This is a genomic window from Mesorhizobium qingshengii (genome assembly GCF_900103325.1).
GTDB classification, from domain to species: Bacteria; Pseudomonadota; Alphaproteobacteria; order Rhizobiales; family Rhizobiaceae; genus Mesorhizobium; species Mesorhizobium qingshengii.
Window position 1 is genome coordinate 265,446 of the sequence record NZ_FMXM01000007.1, and the last position, 12,083, is coordinate 277,528.

Below are 12,083 nucleotides of genomic sequence, written 5' to 3' on the forward strand. Positions count from 1 at the left end.
TTCAAGCCCGCTCGATCTTGAGCCAGCGGGCGCAGGCGAGGTAGGCGATGGTGACGACCGCCATCAGGATGATCGACAGCGCCGAGGCCAGCGGAAAGTCGCCGCGCCGACCGATCTGCATCATCACCAGCTGCGGCATCAGAAGCTCGTTGTTGCCGCCGAGGATCTGCGGCGTGATGTAGTCGCCGATGCACAGCACGAAGGTGAGGAAGGCGCCGACCATGATGCCGGGCAAGGTCAGCGGCAGCACCACATGCAGGAAGGTTCGCACCGGCCCGGCGCCGAGATCGGCGGCGGCCTTGCGGTAGCTCGGGCTCAACTGCTTCAGATTGGCGAAGATCGTCAGCGTCAGAAGCATGACGAAGAAATGCACAAAGCCGGTGACGGTGGCGAAACGCGTATTGGCGAGTTGCACAGGTTCGCTGAACAGGCCGGAGCCGATCAGTGCCCGGTTGATGACGCCGTTCTGCGCCAGCACCAGCAGCCAGGAGTAGGAGCGCACGACATACGAGGTCCAGAATGGCAGCACGGCCAGCATCAGCGCCAGCCGCTGCCAGCGTTCCGGCACCTGTTCGGCGAGGATCCAGGCGAAGGGATAGGCGAGCAGCACCGAGACCACGGTGACGATCGCCGTCACCTGCAGCGAGTTCACCATCGCCTGCCAATAGGAGGGATTGGTGAAGAACTGGCTGTAGTTCGTCAGCGTGAAGCCGCCGCCCTCATGCGCCGTGAGGCTGGAAAACCCCATGGCGATGAAAGGCAGGACAAAGAACAGCAGCGTCCAGCCGAGCGCCGGCGTGACCAGCGCCCAGGGCAGGGCGCGGCCCGCCCGGGGCAAGGCGCGGCCCGCCCGGGGCAGGGCACGTCCATTGTTATCAGCGGAGCTCATGAGCGGCAGTCGCTCACTTCGCCTGCAGCATTTCGGTCCACATGTCCTGCATCTTCTTGTCGAGATCGGCATTCGGCGCCGGATAGGCCTGGGCGCGGGCGAGGAAGCCCGGCTGCTCATCGAAACGCAGGATCTTCTTCTGGTCGTCGGTCAGCGCCGCCTTGGTGTTGGCGGGCATGCCCCAGTAGCAGGACGAGGTGGCAAGCCGCGCCTGGCCTTCCGGGCTCATGATGTACTGGATGAATTTCAGCGCCATGTCCTTGTTCTTGGAATCCTTGAACATGGCCAGCGACTGCGACCACAGCACGGCACCTTCTTTGGGGATCGAGAAATCCAGCGCCGGGTTCTCCTTGGCCAGGCCCGCCGTCACCCATTCGCCGCCGCCGACCAGGATGTCGACTTCGCCGGTGGCCAGCGCTGTCTGGCTGGCGGTCACTTCGCCGACCAGCTTGGCATTGGCCTTCATCTTGAGAAGCTCGGCCTTGATGGCGGGCAGGTCGGCTTCGGTGAGGTCGGCCGTCTTCTTGCCGATGGCCAGTGCGGCCATGCCGATGACCGGCAGGTAATAGTCGTAGATGGCGACCTTGCCCTTGTACTTGTCGCCGGTGAGCGCGGCCATCGACTGCATGTCGGCCGGGTCGACCTTGGTCTTGTTGTAACCGATCGTGTTGTAGCCGAATTTTTCGGTGATGCCGTAGCGCTTGCCGCTCACCACGGTCGAGCCGTCCATCTTCACCTCAGGGAAGAGATCGGCGAGGGGCAATTTGTCTTCCGGCAGCGGCTCGAACAGGCCTTTCTCGACGCCGCGCGGCACGTCGATGCTATCGATCACCATCACGTCCCAGTCACCGGGCTGTGACTGCTCGACGATGGCGAGGCCGGCGCCGGTGCCCTCGAACTCCTTGACGTTGACCTTGACGTTGTTGGCCTCCTCGAAGGGCTGCAGCAATGCCGGATCGGAGTGGTCACACCAGATCAGCGCGTTGAGATCGGCGGCCTGGGCGCCCGTAGCGAGCAGCAGTGCCGTGGCGGCGCACGCGGCGTGCAGATGGCTCTTCAGGATGGAAAGCGGATTCCTGGATGCGGATTTCATGGACATCGAGTGTTCTCCCTTGCCTTTGTGGCTTCTTGCAAAAAATTGAACCAATTCTAAAATTGAGTCAATTCTGTTTTTATGGCAAGAGGCTGATATGAGCGGATTGCGGGCAAGGCAAAAGGCGGACCGGCACCGCCGCATCATCGAGGCGGCGGCGGAGCTTTTTCGCGAGGCCGGCTATGAGGGCGCCAAGATCGAGGCGATCGCTGCCCAGGCCGAGGTCTCGGTCGGCACGATCTACAACTACTACGAGAACAAGGGCGATATCCTCGGCGCCATCGTCTCGCTGGAGGTCAATGAGGTGCTCAATGCCGGGCGCGGCGTCGTTGCCAACCCGCCGGCCAATGTCGGCGATGCGCTGGATACGCTGCTCGGCATCTATATCGAGCACTCGCTGCACTATCTCAGCAAGGAGATGTGGCGGCAGGCGATGGCGATCTCGACGCAACTGCCCGACGGCCCGTTCGGCCAGGCCTACACCGCGCTCGACCGCTCATTGACCGAACAGATCCGCGCGCTGATCGCCCGCCTGCAGGCGCTCGGCCTTGTGAAGCAGGATATCGACGGACAGGCGCTCGGCGAACTGATTTTCAACAACATGAACATGATGTTCATCGAGTTCGTGAAACGTGACGAGGCAAGGATACCGGAACTGCGCACGGCGATACGCCGGCAGAACCGGATCCTGGTGGCGGCGATCGGGGTGTGAGGGAGTCAGGAGCAGACAGGAGAAATCGTCGCTTCGGCATCAGACGTCGTTTCACACGAGACCCGCCTCTTGAGTTGAGTTTGAAATCTGATACAACTTATAGGGGCATAAAAAAGGGGAGGGGTAAATGGGAACGTTTTCAATCTGGCATTGGGCGATAGTGTTGCTGTTGATCGGCGTGCCTGTTTTCCTTGCTGTTCGATCAGCCGCGAAGCCGTCACAGAATCCTGAGGCTCTTGTGGGCTTCGGCGGCTGGCTGATGTTGCTGGCGATCGGTCAGGCATTGTCACCGCTGCGCACACTCGCCGACTTTGCCAATTCTGCCGACGGCTACCAGCAACTTATGACCCTCTCAAATGGGCCGCTGGTGCCCCCGGACGGAATCGAACCGCCGACCTTCGGTTTACAAAACCGCTGCTCTACCAGCTGAGCTACAAGGGCACGGCGCTCCGGTTAGCATATTTGTTGCGCCAGTAAAGACAAAACTCCGTTTTCGGTTACCCGCCGTGGTGGATGACGGAGCGAACGCGCATGCTGAAATCCGCAAACCCGCTTCCTACATATCAGAAAGGTGCAATCGCTTCGAACCGGGGTGTCGCATGATCAGATTTGTCATCATTCTCCCTATCGTCGTCATCGCTTGGATGCTGCTGGTGAAGCTCATCAACGATCTGAAGAAGGCCAATGTCGACTGGACCGGCGTGACCACGATCATCGGCTTCATCGCGCTCGCCTTTTGGCTTCGCCATGTCACGGGCATGGGATGAGGCAGTAGGGAATAGGGAATTGCATCGTTCGTATCTGCATGGTGCCATTTCACATCTGCCTACTGCCTACCCACCCCCTGAATAAATCTCCTCGACCTTTCGAACCTTTTCCCGTGCCGCGCCGACTGATCTCCAGAGGCGAATGGGTCGCCTCGATCAAGGATCCAGGAGATCATCATGTTCAAGCGCACTCTGACATCGGGCCTCGTCGCCATTTTCGTCGCCACCGGCGCGCTCGCCGGCACTGTCCAGTCGTCCTCGGCTCACGGCTTCCATCATCACCATCATCACCATTTCAAGAAGCATTGGTGGTGGCACCACAACCATCATCACCACGGCCATGGCAAGGTGATCATTTTCCTTTGATTGAGGGACCCAGTTCTCCCGAGAGGGCGGCTTCGGCCGCCCTTTTGCGTTTGGTGGGGCCTTTGATCGACGGGGGCGACATTGGAAACGCCGGGTGAGGGGGGCGCTCCAAAAAAAAATGGAAAAAGATTCGAACCTTTCTCATCGCGGCAACGACTGATGATCAAGAGGCGGATGGATCGCCTCGGTCAACGAAGCAAGGAGATCATCATGTTCAAGCGCACACTCGTTTCCGGCCTCATCGCCACCTCCGTCGCCGCCACCACGTTGGTCGGCACCGTCCAGCCCTCGGCGGCTCATTCGCATCACCACGACCTTGGCGTCGGCATCGCCGCCGGCGTCGGCGGGTTTGTCCTGGGCAGCCTGCTCGCCCAGCAGCAGCCGCGTACCGTCTATGTCGAAGAAGACGGCGGCTCATGGCATGTCCGCCGCTGCTTCGATCGCTATTCGAGCTACGATCCGGACTCTGATACCTATGTCGGCTACGATGGCTATCGCCACTACTGCCGGCTTTGAGCGGAGGGGCACCAACACAGGAAACAGGGGCTGTACGCAGCCCCTTTTCTCTCGTTTGAACGCGCCTGAAGACCGCGCTTAAAGATCAGCCTTCGGCTTGGAGTCCTGGATCGCCAATCCGGCCGCGCGGCAGGCGTCACCAATGAGACTCGTATTCGGCGACTCATTACCTATCGCGACGAGATCGAAGGTACTTCCCGCATCTGGATAGATCCTGGCGGCGAAAGGTGCGTCGGTTCCATAGCCGCCGGAAGATTTCTTGACGATGACATGGCCGCAGACCACGATCTCCCGGCGTCCGCTGAGGGTCCGCTCGCCGGCAAGCATCGTTCCGAACTTGGCGGAGGCAGGGTCCTGCAGCCGCTGACGAATGCCGGTCGTGACGATCTCCTCCAAGGCGAGCGAGATCGGGATGGGTTTCACGCGCTGGTCGCCGGGATCGGGTTTGGGCGGTGTCGTTACGCATCCGCAAAGTGAAGCGGCAAGCAGAAGCTGAGCCGTATTCCTCATCCGTGCCCTTTCGCATGCATTCGAACGCCACAGCAAGACGGTGAAATCCCACGTAGCGGGCGCTATACAGCGATTTTCGGAGCGTCTAGTCTACTCCGATGGCCAACTGAAGGAGGGTGGCTTCGACAATCAGGACCCGAAGGAAGACCTGATCGAGCCGGTTTTCCGCAATGGCACGGTCACCACCGTCGGCATCTTGCTGGCGTTCTCGCTGGGCTTCATCACGCATTGGGCGGCCAACCCGATACCATCTTGTCGCCGTCCTGCCGATCCTGGTCGGCATCGCGCTCCAGATGCGGGCGCTGTCGCTGCTGCTCAACGTGGATTCGCTGCGCCGGCAGATCTACGAACGCGCCAACCGCATCTTCATGGCCGGCATCATCCTGACCGCCTGCGGAGTAGGGCTGGCGATCCTGCTGGATTTCTTCGATATTGCGACCAAGAGCGCTGCCCGGGGCAGGATGATCAGCCGGCTTGCACGCCGCCGATCATCCTTGTCACTTCGGCCGCGGCGCTGCGCACCATCGGCCCGATCTCGGCCAGCCGCTCCGGCGTCACCCGCACGGTCGGCCCCGAGACCGAGACGCCGCCGATCGGCTCGCCGAATTCGTTGAAGATGGCGGCGGCCACGCAGCGCATGCCTGGGTGCCGCTCCTCGTCGTCCACCGACCAGCCGCGCAGCTTGATCGTCGCCAAATCGTGGGCGAGGGCGGAAATGTCGGACAGCGTCTTGTCGGTGAAGCGCTGCAGGCCAGCCTTGCGCAAAATGGTACCGACGCGCTCCGGCTCGAGATGCGCCAGCACCGCCTTGCCGATGCCGGACGCATGGAACGGGCTGCGCGTGCCCGGCCGGAAGAAGGCGCGGATCGCCTGGTGCGTCTCGACCTGGCTGACAAACACCACGCAATCATCCTCGGCGACGCCGAGATTGGCGGTCTCGCCGGTCCTCTCCATCAGTTCCTGCATGACGATACGGGCGCGGTCGACCAGCTTGCGGCGGCGCAGGAACGCCGCGCCCATGCGGTAGGTTTCGACACCGATCGACCACAGCTGGTCGCTTGTATCGAATTCGACCATGCCGTGGTTTTCCAGCGTCGTCAGCATGCGGTAGGCGGTGGAGGCGGCTAGGCTGCTCTGCGCGGCAATCTCGCTCAGAGACAGGCCGCTGCCCTCCGCGACAATGGCAAGGATGCGCAAAGCCCGATCGAGCGACTGCACTGAATTGGCCTCGGAAGGCCCGTTGAAGGCGCGCGGCCGGCCGCGCTGGCGTTTCTCGGTCGTTTCCATGCCGTCATTCTTGCTGATTTCACCAAACACGCAATGAAAAAGTTTTCCACTCGGGCAATGGGAATAATTCTTGGAAAACCAAAAATCGAATAAAATCAGAGCATAGGCGCCGTTTTCTAGAAATGAAAAAATATTCTGAAAAAATTGAAAAATAGCCGGCTTGCTGACATCATCGGCCATCCAACAATGACAAACCCTGTGGAGGGCCGGAAAAATGGCCAGGATGCGCGCTGTCGATGCCGCGGTTCTCGTTCTTGAAAAGGAAGGTATTTCCTGCGCTTTCGGCGTGCCAGGCGCGGCGATCAATCCGCTCTACTCGGCGCTGAAGGCGAGGGGCACGATCCGCCATGTCCTTGCCCGTCATGTCGAGGGCGCCTCGCACATGGCTGAAGGCTACACCCGCGCCAAATCAGGCAATGTCGGGCTCTGCATCGGCACCTCAGGCCCGGCCGGCACCGACATGATCACCGGGCTTTACTCGGCCGCGGCGGATTCGATTCCGATCTTGTGCATCACCGGCCAGGCGCCGCGCGCGCGGTTGAACAAGGAGGATTTCCAGGCCGTCGACATCGCCACCATCGCTTCGCCTGTCGCCAAATGGGCGGTCACCGTCATGGAACCCTATCTGGTGCCGATGGCGCTGCAGAAGGCGTTCCATCTGATGCGCTCGTCGCGGCCGGGGCCGGTGCTGATCGACCTGCCGGTCGATGTCCAACTGGCCGAGATCGAGTTCGACATCGACGCCTATGAGCCGATGGTGCCGTTCAAGCCGGCGATGACGCGCGCGCAGGCCGAAAAGGCCCTTGCGATGCTCAACGCGGCCGAAAAGCCGCTGATCGTCGCGGGCGGCGGCATCATCAATGCCGATGCGTCGGATCTACTCATCGAATTCGCCGAAATCTCAGGCGTGCCGGTCATTCCGACCTTGATGGGTTGGGGCGCGATCCCCGACGACCACCGGCTGATGGCCGGCATGTGCGGGCTGCAGACCTCGCATCGCTATGGCAATGCGACGATGCTTGAAGCCGATTTCGTCTTCGGCATCGGCAACCGCTGGGCCAATCGCCACACAGGTTCCGTCGATGTCTACACCAAGGGCAAGAAGTTCATCCATGTCGACATCGAGCCCACGCAGATTGGTCGTGTCTTCGCGCCGGACCTCGGCGTGGTTTCGGATGCGGGTGCGGCACTGAAGATGCTGCTCGACGTCGCCACCGAGTGGAAGACGGCCGGCAAGCTGCGCGACTGGTCCGGCTGGGCGAAGGAATGCCAGGGCCGCAAGAGGACGATGAAGCGCAAGACGCATTTTGACCAGGTGCCGCTGAAGCCGCAGCGTGTCTACGAGGAGATGAACAAGGCATTCGGCCGCGACGTCACCTATGTCACCACCATCGGCCTGTCGCAGATCGCCGGCGCGCAGTTCCTGCATGTCTACAAGCCGCGCAACTGGATCAATTGCGGCCAGGCCGGCCCGCTCGGCTGGACCTTGCCGGCGGCGCTTGGCGTTCGCGCCGCCGATCCCGACCGCACCATCGTGGCGCTGTCGGGCGACTATGATTTCCAGTTCATGATCGAGGAACTGGCGGTCGGTGCGCAGCACAAGCTGCCCTACCTCCACGTTGTCGTGAACAACGCCTATCTCGGCCTGATCCGCCAGGCGCAGCGCGGCTTCTCGATGGATTATGAGGTGAGCCTCGCCTTCGAGAACATCAACCGCGCCAACGATCCCGAGGCCGGCTATGGCGTCGACCACGTTGCGGTGGCCGAAGCCATGGGCTGCAAGGCGGTCAGGGTACGCAAGCCCGAGGAATTCGCCGCCGCCTTCAAGGAGGCGCATCGGCTGATGAAAGAGCACCAGGTTCCGGTCGTGCTCGAATTCATCCTCGAACGCGTCACCAACATCTCCATGGGCACCGAGATCGACAAGGTAACCGAATTCGAGGAACTTGCCGAAAGCCACGAAGACGCGCCGACGTCGATCGTCATGCTCGACTGATTCATCTCGTGAGGAAATTGCACTATGCCACGGTTTTCAGCCAATCTTTCCATGCTCTTTGGCGAGCATGACTTCCTCGACCGTTTCGATGCCGCCGCCCGCGCCGGCTTCAAGGGCGTCGAATATATCGGCCCTTACGATCATGCGCCCGATGTCGTCGCCGCGCGGTTGAAGAAGAGCGGCCTGACGCAGGTGCTGTTCAATCTGCCCGCCGGCGACTGGGGCAAGGGCGAGCGTGGCATCGCCGTGCTGCCGGATCGCGTGCCGGAATTTCGCCAGGGCATCGCCAAGGCGATCACCTATGCGCAGGCGCTCGGCTGCCAGCAGGTCAACTGCCTGGCCGGCATCGCGCCAGCGGGTGCCGACCGCAAGGTGCTTGAGGATGTCTTTGCCGAAAACCTCGCCTTCGCGGCAGAGAAGCTGGAGCAGGCCGGGATCAGGCTGCTGATAGAGCCGATCAACACGCGCGATATTCCGGGCTTCTTCCTCAACTATTCGGATCAGGCGCTGGCGCTTATCGATCGTGTCGGATCGAAGAACCTGTTCCTGCAATACGACATCTATCACATGCAGATCATGGAGGGGGATCTCGCCCGTACCATCGAGGCAAACCTCGGCCGCATCGCTCATATCCAGCTTGCGGACAATCCCGGCCGTCACGAGCCGGGGACGGGCGAGATCAACTATCCCTTCCTCTACGATCACATCGACCGCATCGGTTACTCCGGCTGGGTCGGAGCGGAGTACAAGCCGAAGGCGGGCACCGAGGCCGGACTGGGTTGGTTCCGGGATCTGGCCGGGCAGGGGAGCGCTGCAGCGTAGCTGCTGGGAATTGCTCAGCGCTTACCTCTGGATGAGTTCTAACTATGAATTTCAGGAGAGAAACTATGGAAACCATCGGCTTCATCGGTCTCGGCATCATGGGCGCGCCGATGGCGGAGAATTTGCTGGACGCGGGCTATCATGTCATCGCCAGCGATCACCGCTCCAAGCCGCCGGCTGATCTCGTCGCCAAGGGCCTGAAGTCAGTCGCCGGCCATGCCACCGTGGCCAAGGCCGCCGACATCATCATTACAATGGTGCCGGACACACCGCAGGTGGCCGATGTGCTGTTCGGCGACAACGGCGCCGCGTCCGGTCTGTCCAAGGGCAAGCTGGTCATCGACATGAGCTCCATCTCGCCGATCGAGACCAAAACCTTCGCCAAAAGGATCAATGAGCTGGGCTGCGACTATCTCGACGCGCCGGTCTCGGGCGGTGAAGTCGGCGCCAAGGCGGCATCGCTGACCATCATGGTTGGCGGCGAGGAAAAGGCGTTCGAGCGCGCCAAACCCATCTTCGAGAAGATGGGCAAGAACATCACCCTGGTCGGACCGAACGGCGTTGGCCAGACCACCAAGGTTGCCAACCAGATCATCGTTGCACTCACCATTGAAGCCGTCGCCGAAGCTCTTGTTTTTGCGTCGAAAGCCGGTGCCGATCCAGCCAAGGTCAGGCAGGCGCTGATGGGGGGGCTGGCGGCCTCGCGCATTCTCGAAGTGCATGGCGAGCGCATGGTCAAGCGCACCTTCGCGCCGGGCTTCCGCATCGAACTGCACCAGAAGGATCTCAATCTCGCGCTGGAGGGCGCGAAAGCGCTCGGCGTGTCGCTGCCCAACACCTCCACCACTCAGCAGCTGTTCAATTCCTGCGCCGCCAATGGCGGTGCGAAGGAAGATCACTCCGCGCTGGTTCGCGCCCTGGAGCGGATGGCCAATTTCGAGGTCGGCGGCGACGCAGCCGAGATCAAAGGCAAAGCGGCATAGGTCAGGAGAAGGCGGCGCAACGTTCCCAAGCCGCCAACTCTTCCCTGTCGGAGAACGGGTTCCTGCGCCTGTCGCCGGAACCCGTTTCTCGTCTGGAGATGGTTCTCGGCAAACGGTTTGCCCGCTCCGGCTCAGCCTCGCTTCAGGAATGCCCGCGCTGCGTAGAGGCCGATCGCCGCGGCGTTCGACACGTTGAGCGAACGGATCGCGCCCGGCATGTCGAGCCGCGCCAAGGTCGTCACCGTCTCGCGCGTCTTCTGGCGCAGGCCCTTGCCCTCGGCGCCCAGCACCAGGGCGATCTTTTCTCCGGCAAAGCTCCTTTCGAGTTCCGCTGGGCCATCCGAATCAAGCCCGATGGTGCGGAAGCCGGCCTCGTGCAACTGGCCGAGCGCGTCCGCCAGGTTCTTCACCTCGATCTGGTCGATATGCTCCAGCGCACCAGAGGCGGATTTTGCCAGCACGCCCGATTCTTGTGGGCTGTGGCGAGCCGTGGTGATCAGCGCGCCAGCGCCGAAGGCGACCGCCGAGCGCAGGATGGCGCCGACATTGTGCGGATCGGTGACCTGGTCGAGCACCAGAACCAGCTTTGCGTCCCCAAGTGCATCAAGTCGCTTGGGCTTCAGCGGCTCTGCTTCGATCAGCACGCCCTGATGCACGGCGTCCGAGCCGGTGATCTTGTCGATATCCCTGGGTTCGACCAGTTCCGCCTTGAAGGGCAGGGCGGCGAGATCGGCTATCTCCAGGCGCTCGGCCGCATTGCGCGTCACCAGCATCTTCCTGATCTTGCGGCGCGGATTGTCGAGTGCCGCCCGCACCGTGTGCAGGCCGTAGAGTCGTACCAGGCCGTCCGCGGCGTTTTCGCCCGGTGGCACGGGCTGGCGTGGCCGGAATGCCGGCGCGCCGCCGCTTTTCTCGTCGCGATAAGCGCGGCGCAGCTTGGCGTAGTGGGTGTCTTTGGGAGTGTTGATCTTGTTGCTCATGGCCGGCTTCTATAGCCGTCTCCTCCGACTAAGGATATGGCCCGTCGCCGCAGTCGGCGAACAAGGTTGAAAAACCCTGGCTGCGCGGTTGACACCCACCAGCCTTGCCGCCATAAGGCGCTTCGCTGGTTTCGGAGAAGACACAACTCGGGTCCGGATTGGCGCGAATGCCTCGTTGCATGGCTCCGGCGGCAGATTGGAGAGGTGCCCGAGTGGTTAAAGGGGACGGACTGTAAATCCGTTAGCTTAGCTTACGTTGGTTCGAATCCAACCCTCTCCACCACTGCCGGCCCGGAAGCCCTGAAACGCGAGGCGGGTGTGGAAGCGGACGCTTGCCCCGGAAAGAAATCCCGAGGGGCGGATCGACGGCGCTACCAGTCACCGTCTCCAGTCCGCGGCGCTCGCGCAAATCACCAGGTCCAGTCTCATTCACTCATGTCTTGAAGCGCGTCTTGCTTGACGATTTCGATGCTGCGCAGGCTGGTGAGGCGGATCACGCCCTTGTCCTTCAGCCGGGTCAGCACGCGCGACACGGTCTCGATGGTGAGGCCGAGATAATCGCCGATGTCCATGCGCGACATCGGCAGCTCGATCGGCTGCAATCCACCCTGCCGCTCGGCCATGTCGAGGAGGAAGGCGGCGACGCGTTCGATGGCATTCTGGCGGCCGAGGACCAACAGGTGTTCCTGCGCCCTGGTCAGCCCTTTGAGCGCCAGCGGCAGCAACTGACGGGAGATGTCCGCCCCCGTGGCGAAGCGGAAGACGCGGATGCCGGTGGCGTTGATTGCCTCGGCGAAGAAATGATGCGTGCTGTCGGCCTCGAAGCCGAATGTTTCTCCGGCCAGGTGAAAGGCGCTGATCTGGCGACGGCCATCGGCCAGCAGGCGGTAGATGCGGACGGCGCCGAACTCGACCTGGTAGAAGGGCCCGGCCTTCTCGCCCTGGGCATAGATTTCCGCGCCGGCGGGAAAGAAGCTGAGCGGTTGCAGCAATGCGGGCTCGAAAGCCTCTGGCAGGGCAGGCTGGGGGGACCGTGACGGCAGTGCAATTCTCGAGGTCGTGTAGGTGTGCATGGCTGTTTTCCCGGTTGATCCGCGACACAGCAATCGCGCGAATCCGTGGGTGGCGAAATTCGGTTATGTCCCTACGGGAAACTACCTAG

General features: G+C 61.9%; 14 protein-coding genes and 2 tRNA genes. 8 read left to right on the forward strand and 8 right to left on the reverse strand.

Going from position 1 to position 12,083, the window contains the following annotated elements; all coding sequences use genetic code 11:
* Position 1: 1 nt before the first annotated feature.
* Both BLS48_RS14130 and BLS48_RS14135 read right to left on the reverse strand, forming a co-directional pair.
* On the reverse strand, positions 2-889 hold the full coding sequence (locus tag BLS48_RS14130; RefSeq protein ID WP_091578471.1) for an ABC transporter permease: 888 nt from the start codon (positions 887-889) through the stop codon (positions 2-4).
* A 13-nt stretch (positions 890-902) separates the two neighbouring features.
* Entirely contained in the window at positions 903-1,988 is a 1,086-nt protein-coding gene (locus BLS48_RS14135; RefSeq protein ID WP_091578473.1) for a polyamine ABC transporter substrate-binding protein, read from the reverse strand.
* A 91-nt stretch (positions 1,989-2,079) separates the two neighbouring features.
* On the opposite strand from BLS48_RS14135, the gene BLS48_RS14140 reads away from it, so the two are divergent.
* Positions 2,080-2,694 carry a TetR/AcrR family transcriptional regulator gene (locus BLS48_RS14140; protein WP_091578475.1) on the forward strand — a complete coding sequence of 205 codons (615 nt, stop codon included), beginning with the start codon at positions 2,080-2,082 and terminating at the stop codon, positions 2,692-2,694.
* Positions 2,695-3,059: 365 nt separating this feature from the next.
* On the opposite strand, the gene BLS48_RS14150 is transcribed toward BLS48_RS14140, so the two are convergent.
* Positions 3,060-3,135: transfer RNA gene (locus BLS48_RS14150), tRNA-Thr, on the reverse strand.
* A 158-nt stretch (positions 3,136-3,293) separates the two neighbouring features.
* Here BLS48_RS14150 and BLS48_RS14155 point away from each other — a divergent pair.
* The 3 genes from BLS48_RS14155 to BLS48_RS14165 all read left to right on the forward strand — a co-directional run bounded on the left by BLS48_RS14155 (position 3,294) and on the right by BLS48_RS14165 (position 4,343).
* A complete protein-coding gene (locus BLS48_RS14155; RefSeq protein WP_091578477.1) occupies positions 3,294-3,461 on the forward strand; it encodes a hypothetical protein in 168 nt (55 codons plus the stop codon).
* 177 nt (positions 3,462-3,638) lie between these two features.
* Entirely contained in the window at positions 3,639-3,827 is a 189-nt protein-coding gene (locus BLS48_RS14160) for a hypothetical protein (RefSeq protein WP_091578478.1), read from the forward strand.
* A 210-nt stretch (positions 3,828-4,037) separates the two neighbouring features.
* A complete protein-coding gene (locus tag BLS48_RS14165) occupies positions 4,038-4,343 on the forward strand; it encodes a BA14K family protein (RefSeq protein ID WP_091578531.1) in 306 nt (101 codons plus the stop codon).
* Between the two features lie 78 nt (positions 4,344-4,421).
* Here BLS48_RS14165 and BLS48_RS14170 read toward each other — a convergent pair whose 3' ends face one another.
* The 3 genes from BLS48_RS14170 to bhcR form a co-directional block, all read right to left on the reverse strand.
* Positions 4,422-4,739, reverse strand: a complete 318-nt coding sequence (locus BLS48_RS14170) for a hypothetical protein (protein WP_244529592.1) — start codon at positions 4,737-4,739, stop codon at positions 4,422-4,424.
* 199 nt (positions 4,740-4,938) lie between these two features.
* Positions 4,939-5,082: a hypothetical protein gene (locus BLS48_RS36780; RefSeq protein ID WP_208604616.1), complete on the reverse strand. Its 144-nt coding sequence runs from the start codon at positions 5,080-5,082 to the stop codon at positions 4,939-4,941.
* 236 nt (positions 5,083-5,318) lie between these two features.
* Positions 5,319-6,140 carry an HTH-type transcriptional regulator BhcR gene (gene bhcR / locus BLS48_RS14180; RefSeq protein ID WP_091578532.1) on the reverse strand — a complete coding sequence of 274 codons (822 nt, stop codon included), beginning with the start codon at positions 6,138-6,140 and terminating at the stop codon, positions 5,319-5,321.
* A 214-nt stretch (positions 6,141-6,354) separates the two neighbouring features.
* On the opposite strand from bhcR, the gene gcl reads away from it, so the two are divergent.
* From gcl to BLS48_RS14195, 3 genes are all read left to right on the forward strand, one after another.
* Complete coding sequence (gcl, locus tag BLS48_RS14185) at positions 6,355-8,136, forward strand: glyoxylate carboligase (protein ID WP_091578482.1); 1,782 nt, start codon at positions 6,355-6,357, stop codon at positions 8,134-8,136.
* 24 nt (positions 8,137-8,160) lie between these two features.
* Positions 8,161-8,958, forward strand: coding sequence for a 2-oxo-tetronate isomerase (otnI, locus tag BLS48_RS14190; protein WP_091578483.1), 798 nt, complete (start codon positions 8,161-8,163; stop codon positions 8,956-8,958).
* Between the two features lie 65 nt (positions 8,959-9,023).
* The gene (locus BLS48_RS14195; protein WP_091578485.1) at positions 9,024-9,941 is read left to right on the forward strand and encodes a 2-hydroxy-3-oxopropionate reductase; all 918 of its coding nucleotides are present in this window, start codon (positions 9,024-9,026) and stop codon (positions 9,939-9,941) included.
* 131 nt (positions 9,942-10,072) lie between these two features.
* Here the strand turns inward: BLS48_RS14195 and BLS48_RS14200 are convergent, their stop codons facing one another.
* Positions 10,073-10,921, reverse strand: coding sequence for a TrmH family RNA methyltransferase (locus tag BLS48_RS14200; RefSeq protein ID WP_091578487.1), 849 nt, complete (start codon positions 10,919-10,921; stop codon positions 10,073-10,075).
* 198 nt (positions 10,922-11,119) lie between these two features.
* Here BLS48_RS14200 and BLS48_RS14205 point away from each other — a divergent pair.
* A tRNA-Tyr gene (locus BLS48_RS14205) sits at positions 11,120-11,204 on the forward strand.
* Positions 11,205-11,346: 142 nt separating this feature from the next.
* Here BLS48_RS14205 and BLS48_RS14210 read toward each other — a convergent pair.
* Positions 11,347-11,994 carry a helix-turn-helix domain-containing protein gene (locus BLS48_RS14210; RefSeq protein WP_091578489.1) on the reverse strand — a complete coding sequence of 216 codons (648 nt, stop codon included), beginning with the start codon at positions 11,992-11,994 and terminating at the stop codon, positions 11,347-11,349.
* Positions 11,995-12,083 lie beyond the last annotated feature (89 nt).

Bases quoted from the DNA above. Each gene is read 5' to 3' on its own strand.
- bhcR (WP_091578532.1), bottom strand. From the start codon at position 6,140: ATGGAAACGACCGAGAAACGCCAGCGCGGCCGGCCGCGCGCCTTCAAC.
- otnI (WP_091578483.1), top strand. From the start codon at position 8,161: ATGCCACGGTTTTCAGCCAATCTTTCCATGCTCTTTGGCGAGCATGAC.
- BLS48_RS14195 (WP_091578485.1), top strand. From the start codon at position 9,024: ATGGAAACCATCGGCTTCATCGGTCTCGGCATCATGGGCGCGCCGATG.
- BLS48_RS14200 (WP_091578487.1), bottom strand. From the start codon at position 10,921: ATGAGCAACAAGATCAACACTCCCAAAGACACCCACTACGCCAAGCTG.
- BLS48_RS14140 (WP_091578475.1), top strand. From the start codon at position 2,080: ATGAGCGGATTGCGGGCAAGGCAAAAGGCGGACCGGCACCGCCGCATC.
- BLS48_RS14160 (WP_091578478.1), top strand. From the start codon at position 3,639: ATGTTCAAGCGCACTCTGACATCGGGCCTCGTCGCCATTTTCGTCGCC.
- BLS48_RS14210 (WP_091578489.1), bottom strand. From the start codon at position 11,994: ATGCACACCTACACGACCTCGAGAATTGCACTGCCGTCACGGTCCCCC.
- BLS48_RS36780 (WP_208604616.1), bottom strand. From the start codon at position 5,082: ATGCGTGATGAAGCCCAGCGAGAACGCCAGCAAGATGCCGACGGTGGT.
- BLS48_RS14130 (WP_091578471.1), bottom strand. From the start codon at position 889: ATGAGCTCCGCTGATAACAATGGACGTGCCCTGCCCCGGGCGGGCCGC.
- gcl (WP_091578482.1), top strand. From the start codon at position 6,355: ATGGCCAGGATGCGCGCTGTCGATGCCGCGGTTCTCGTTCTTGAAAAG.
- BLS48_RS14155 (WP_091578477.1), top strand. From the start codon at position 3,294: ATGATCAGATTTGTCATCATTCTCCCTATCGTCGTCATCGCTTGGATG.
- BLS48_RS14165 (WP_091578531.1), top strand. From the start codon at position 4,038: ATGTTCAAGCGCACACTCGTTTCCGGCCTCATCGCCACCTCCGTCGCC.
- BLS48_RS14135 (WP_091578473.1), bottom strand. From the start codon at position 1,988: ATGTCCATGAAATCCGCATCCAGGAATCCGCTTTCCATCCTGAAGAGC.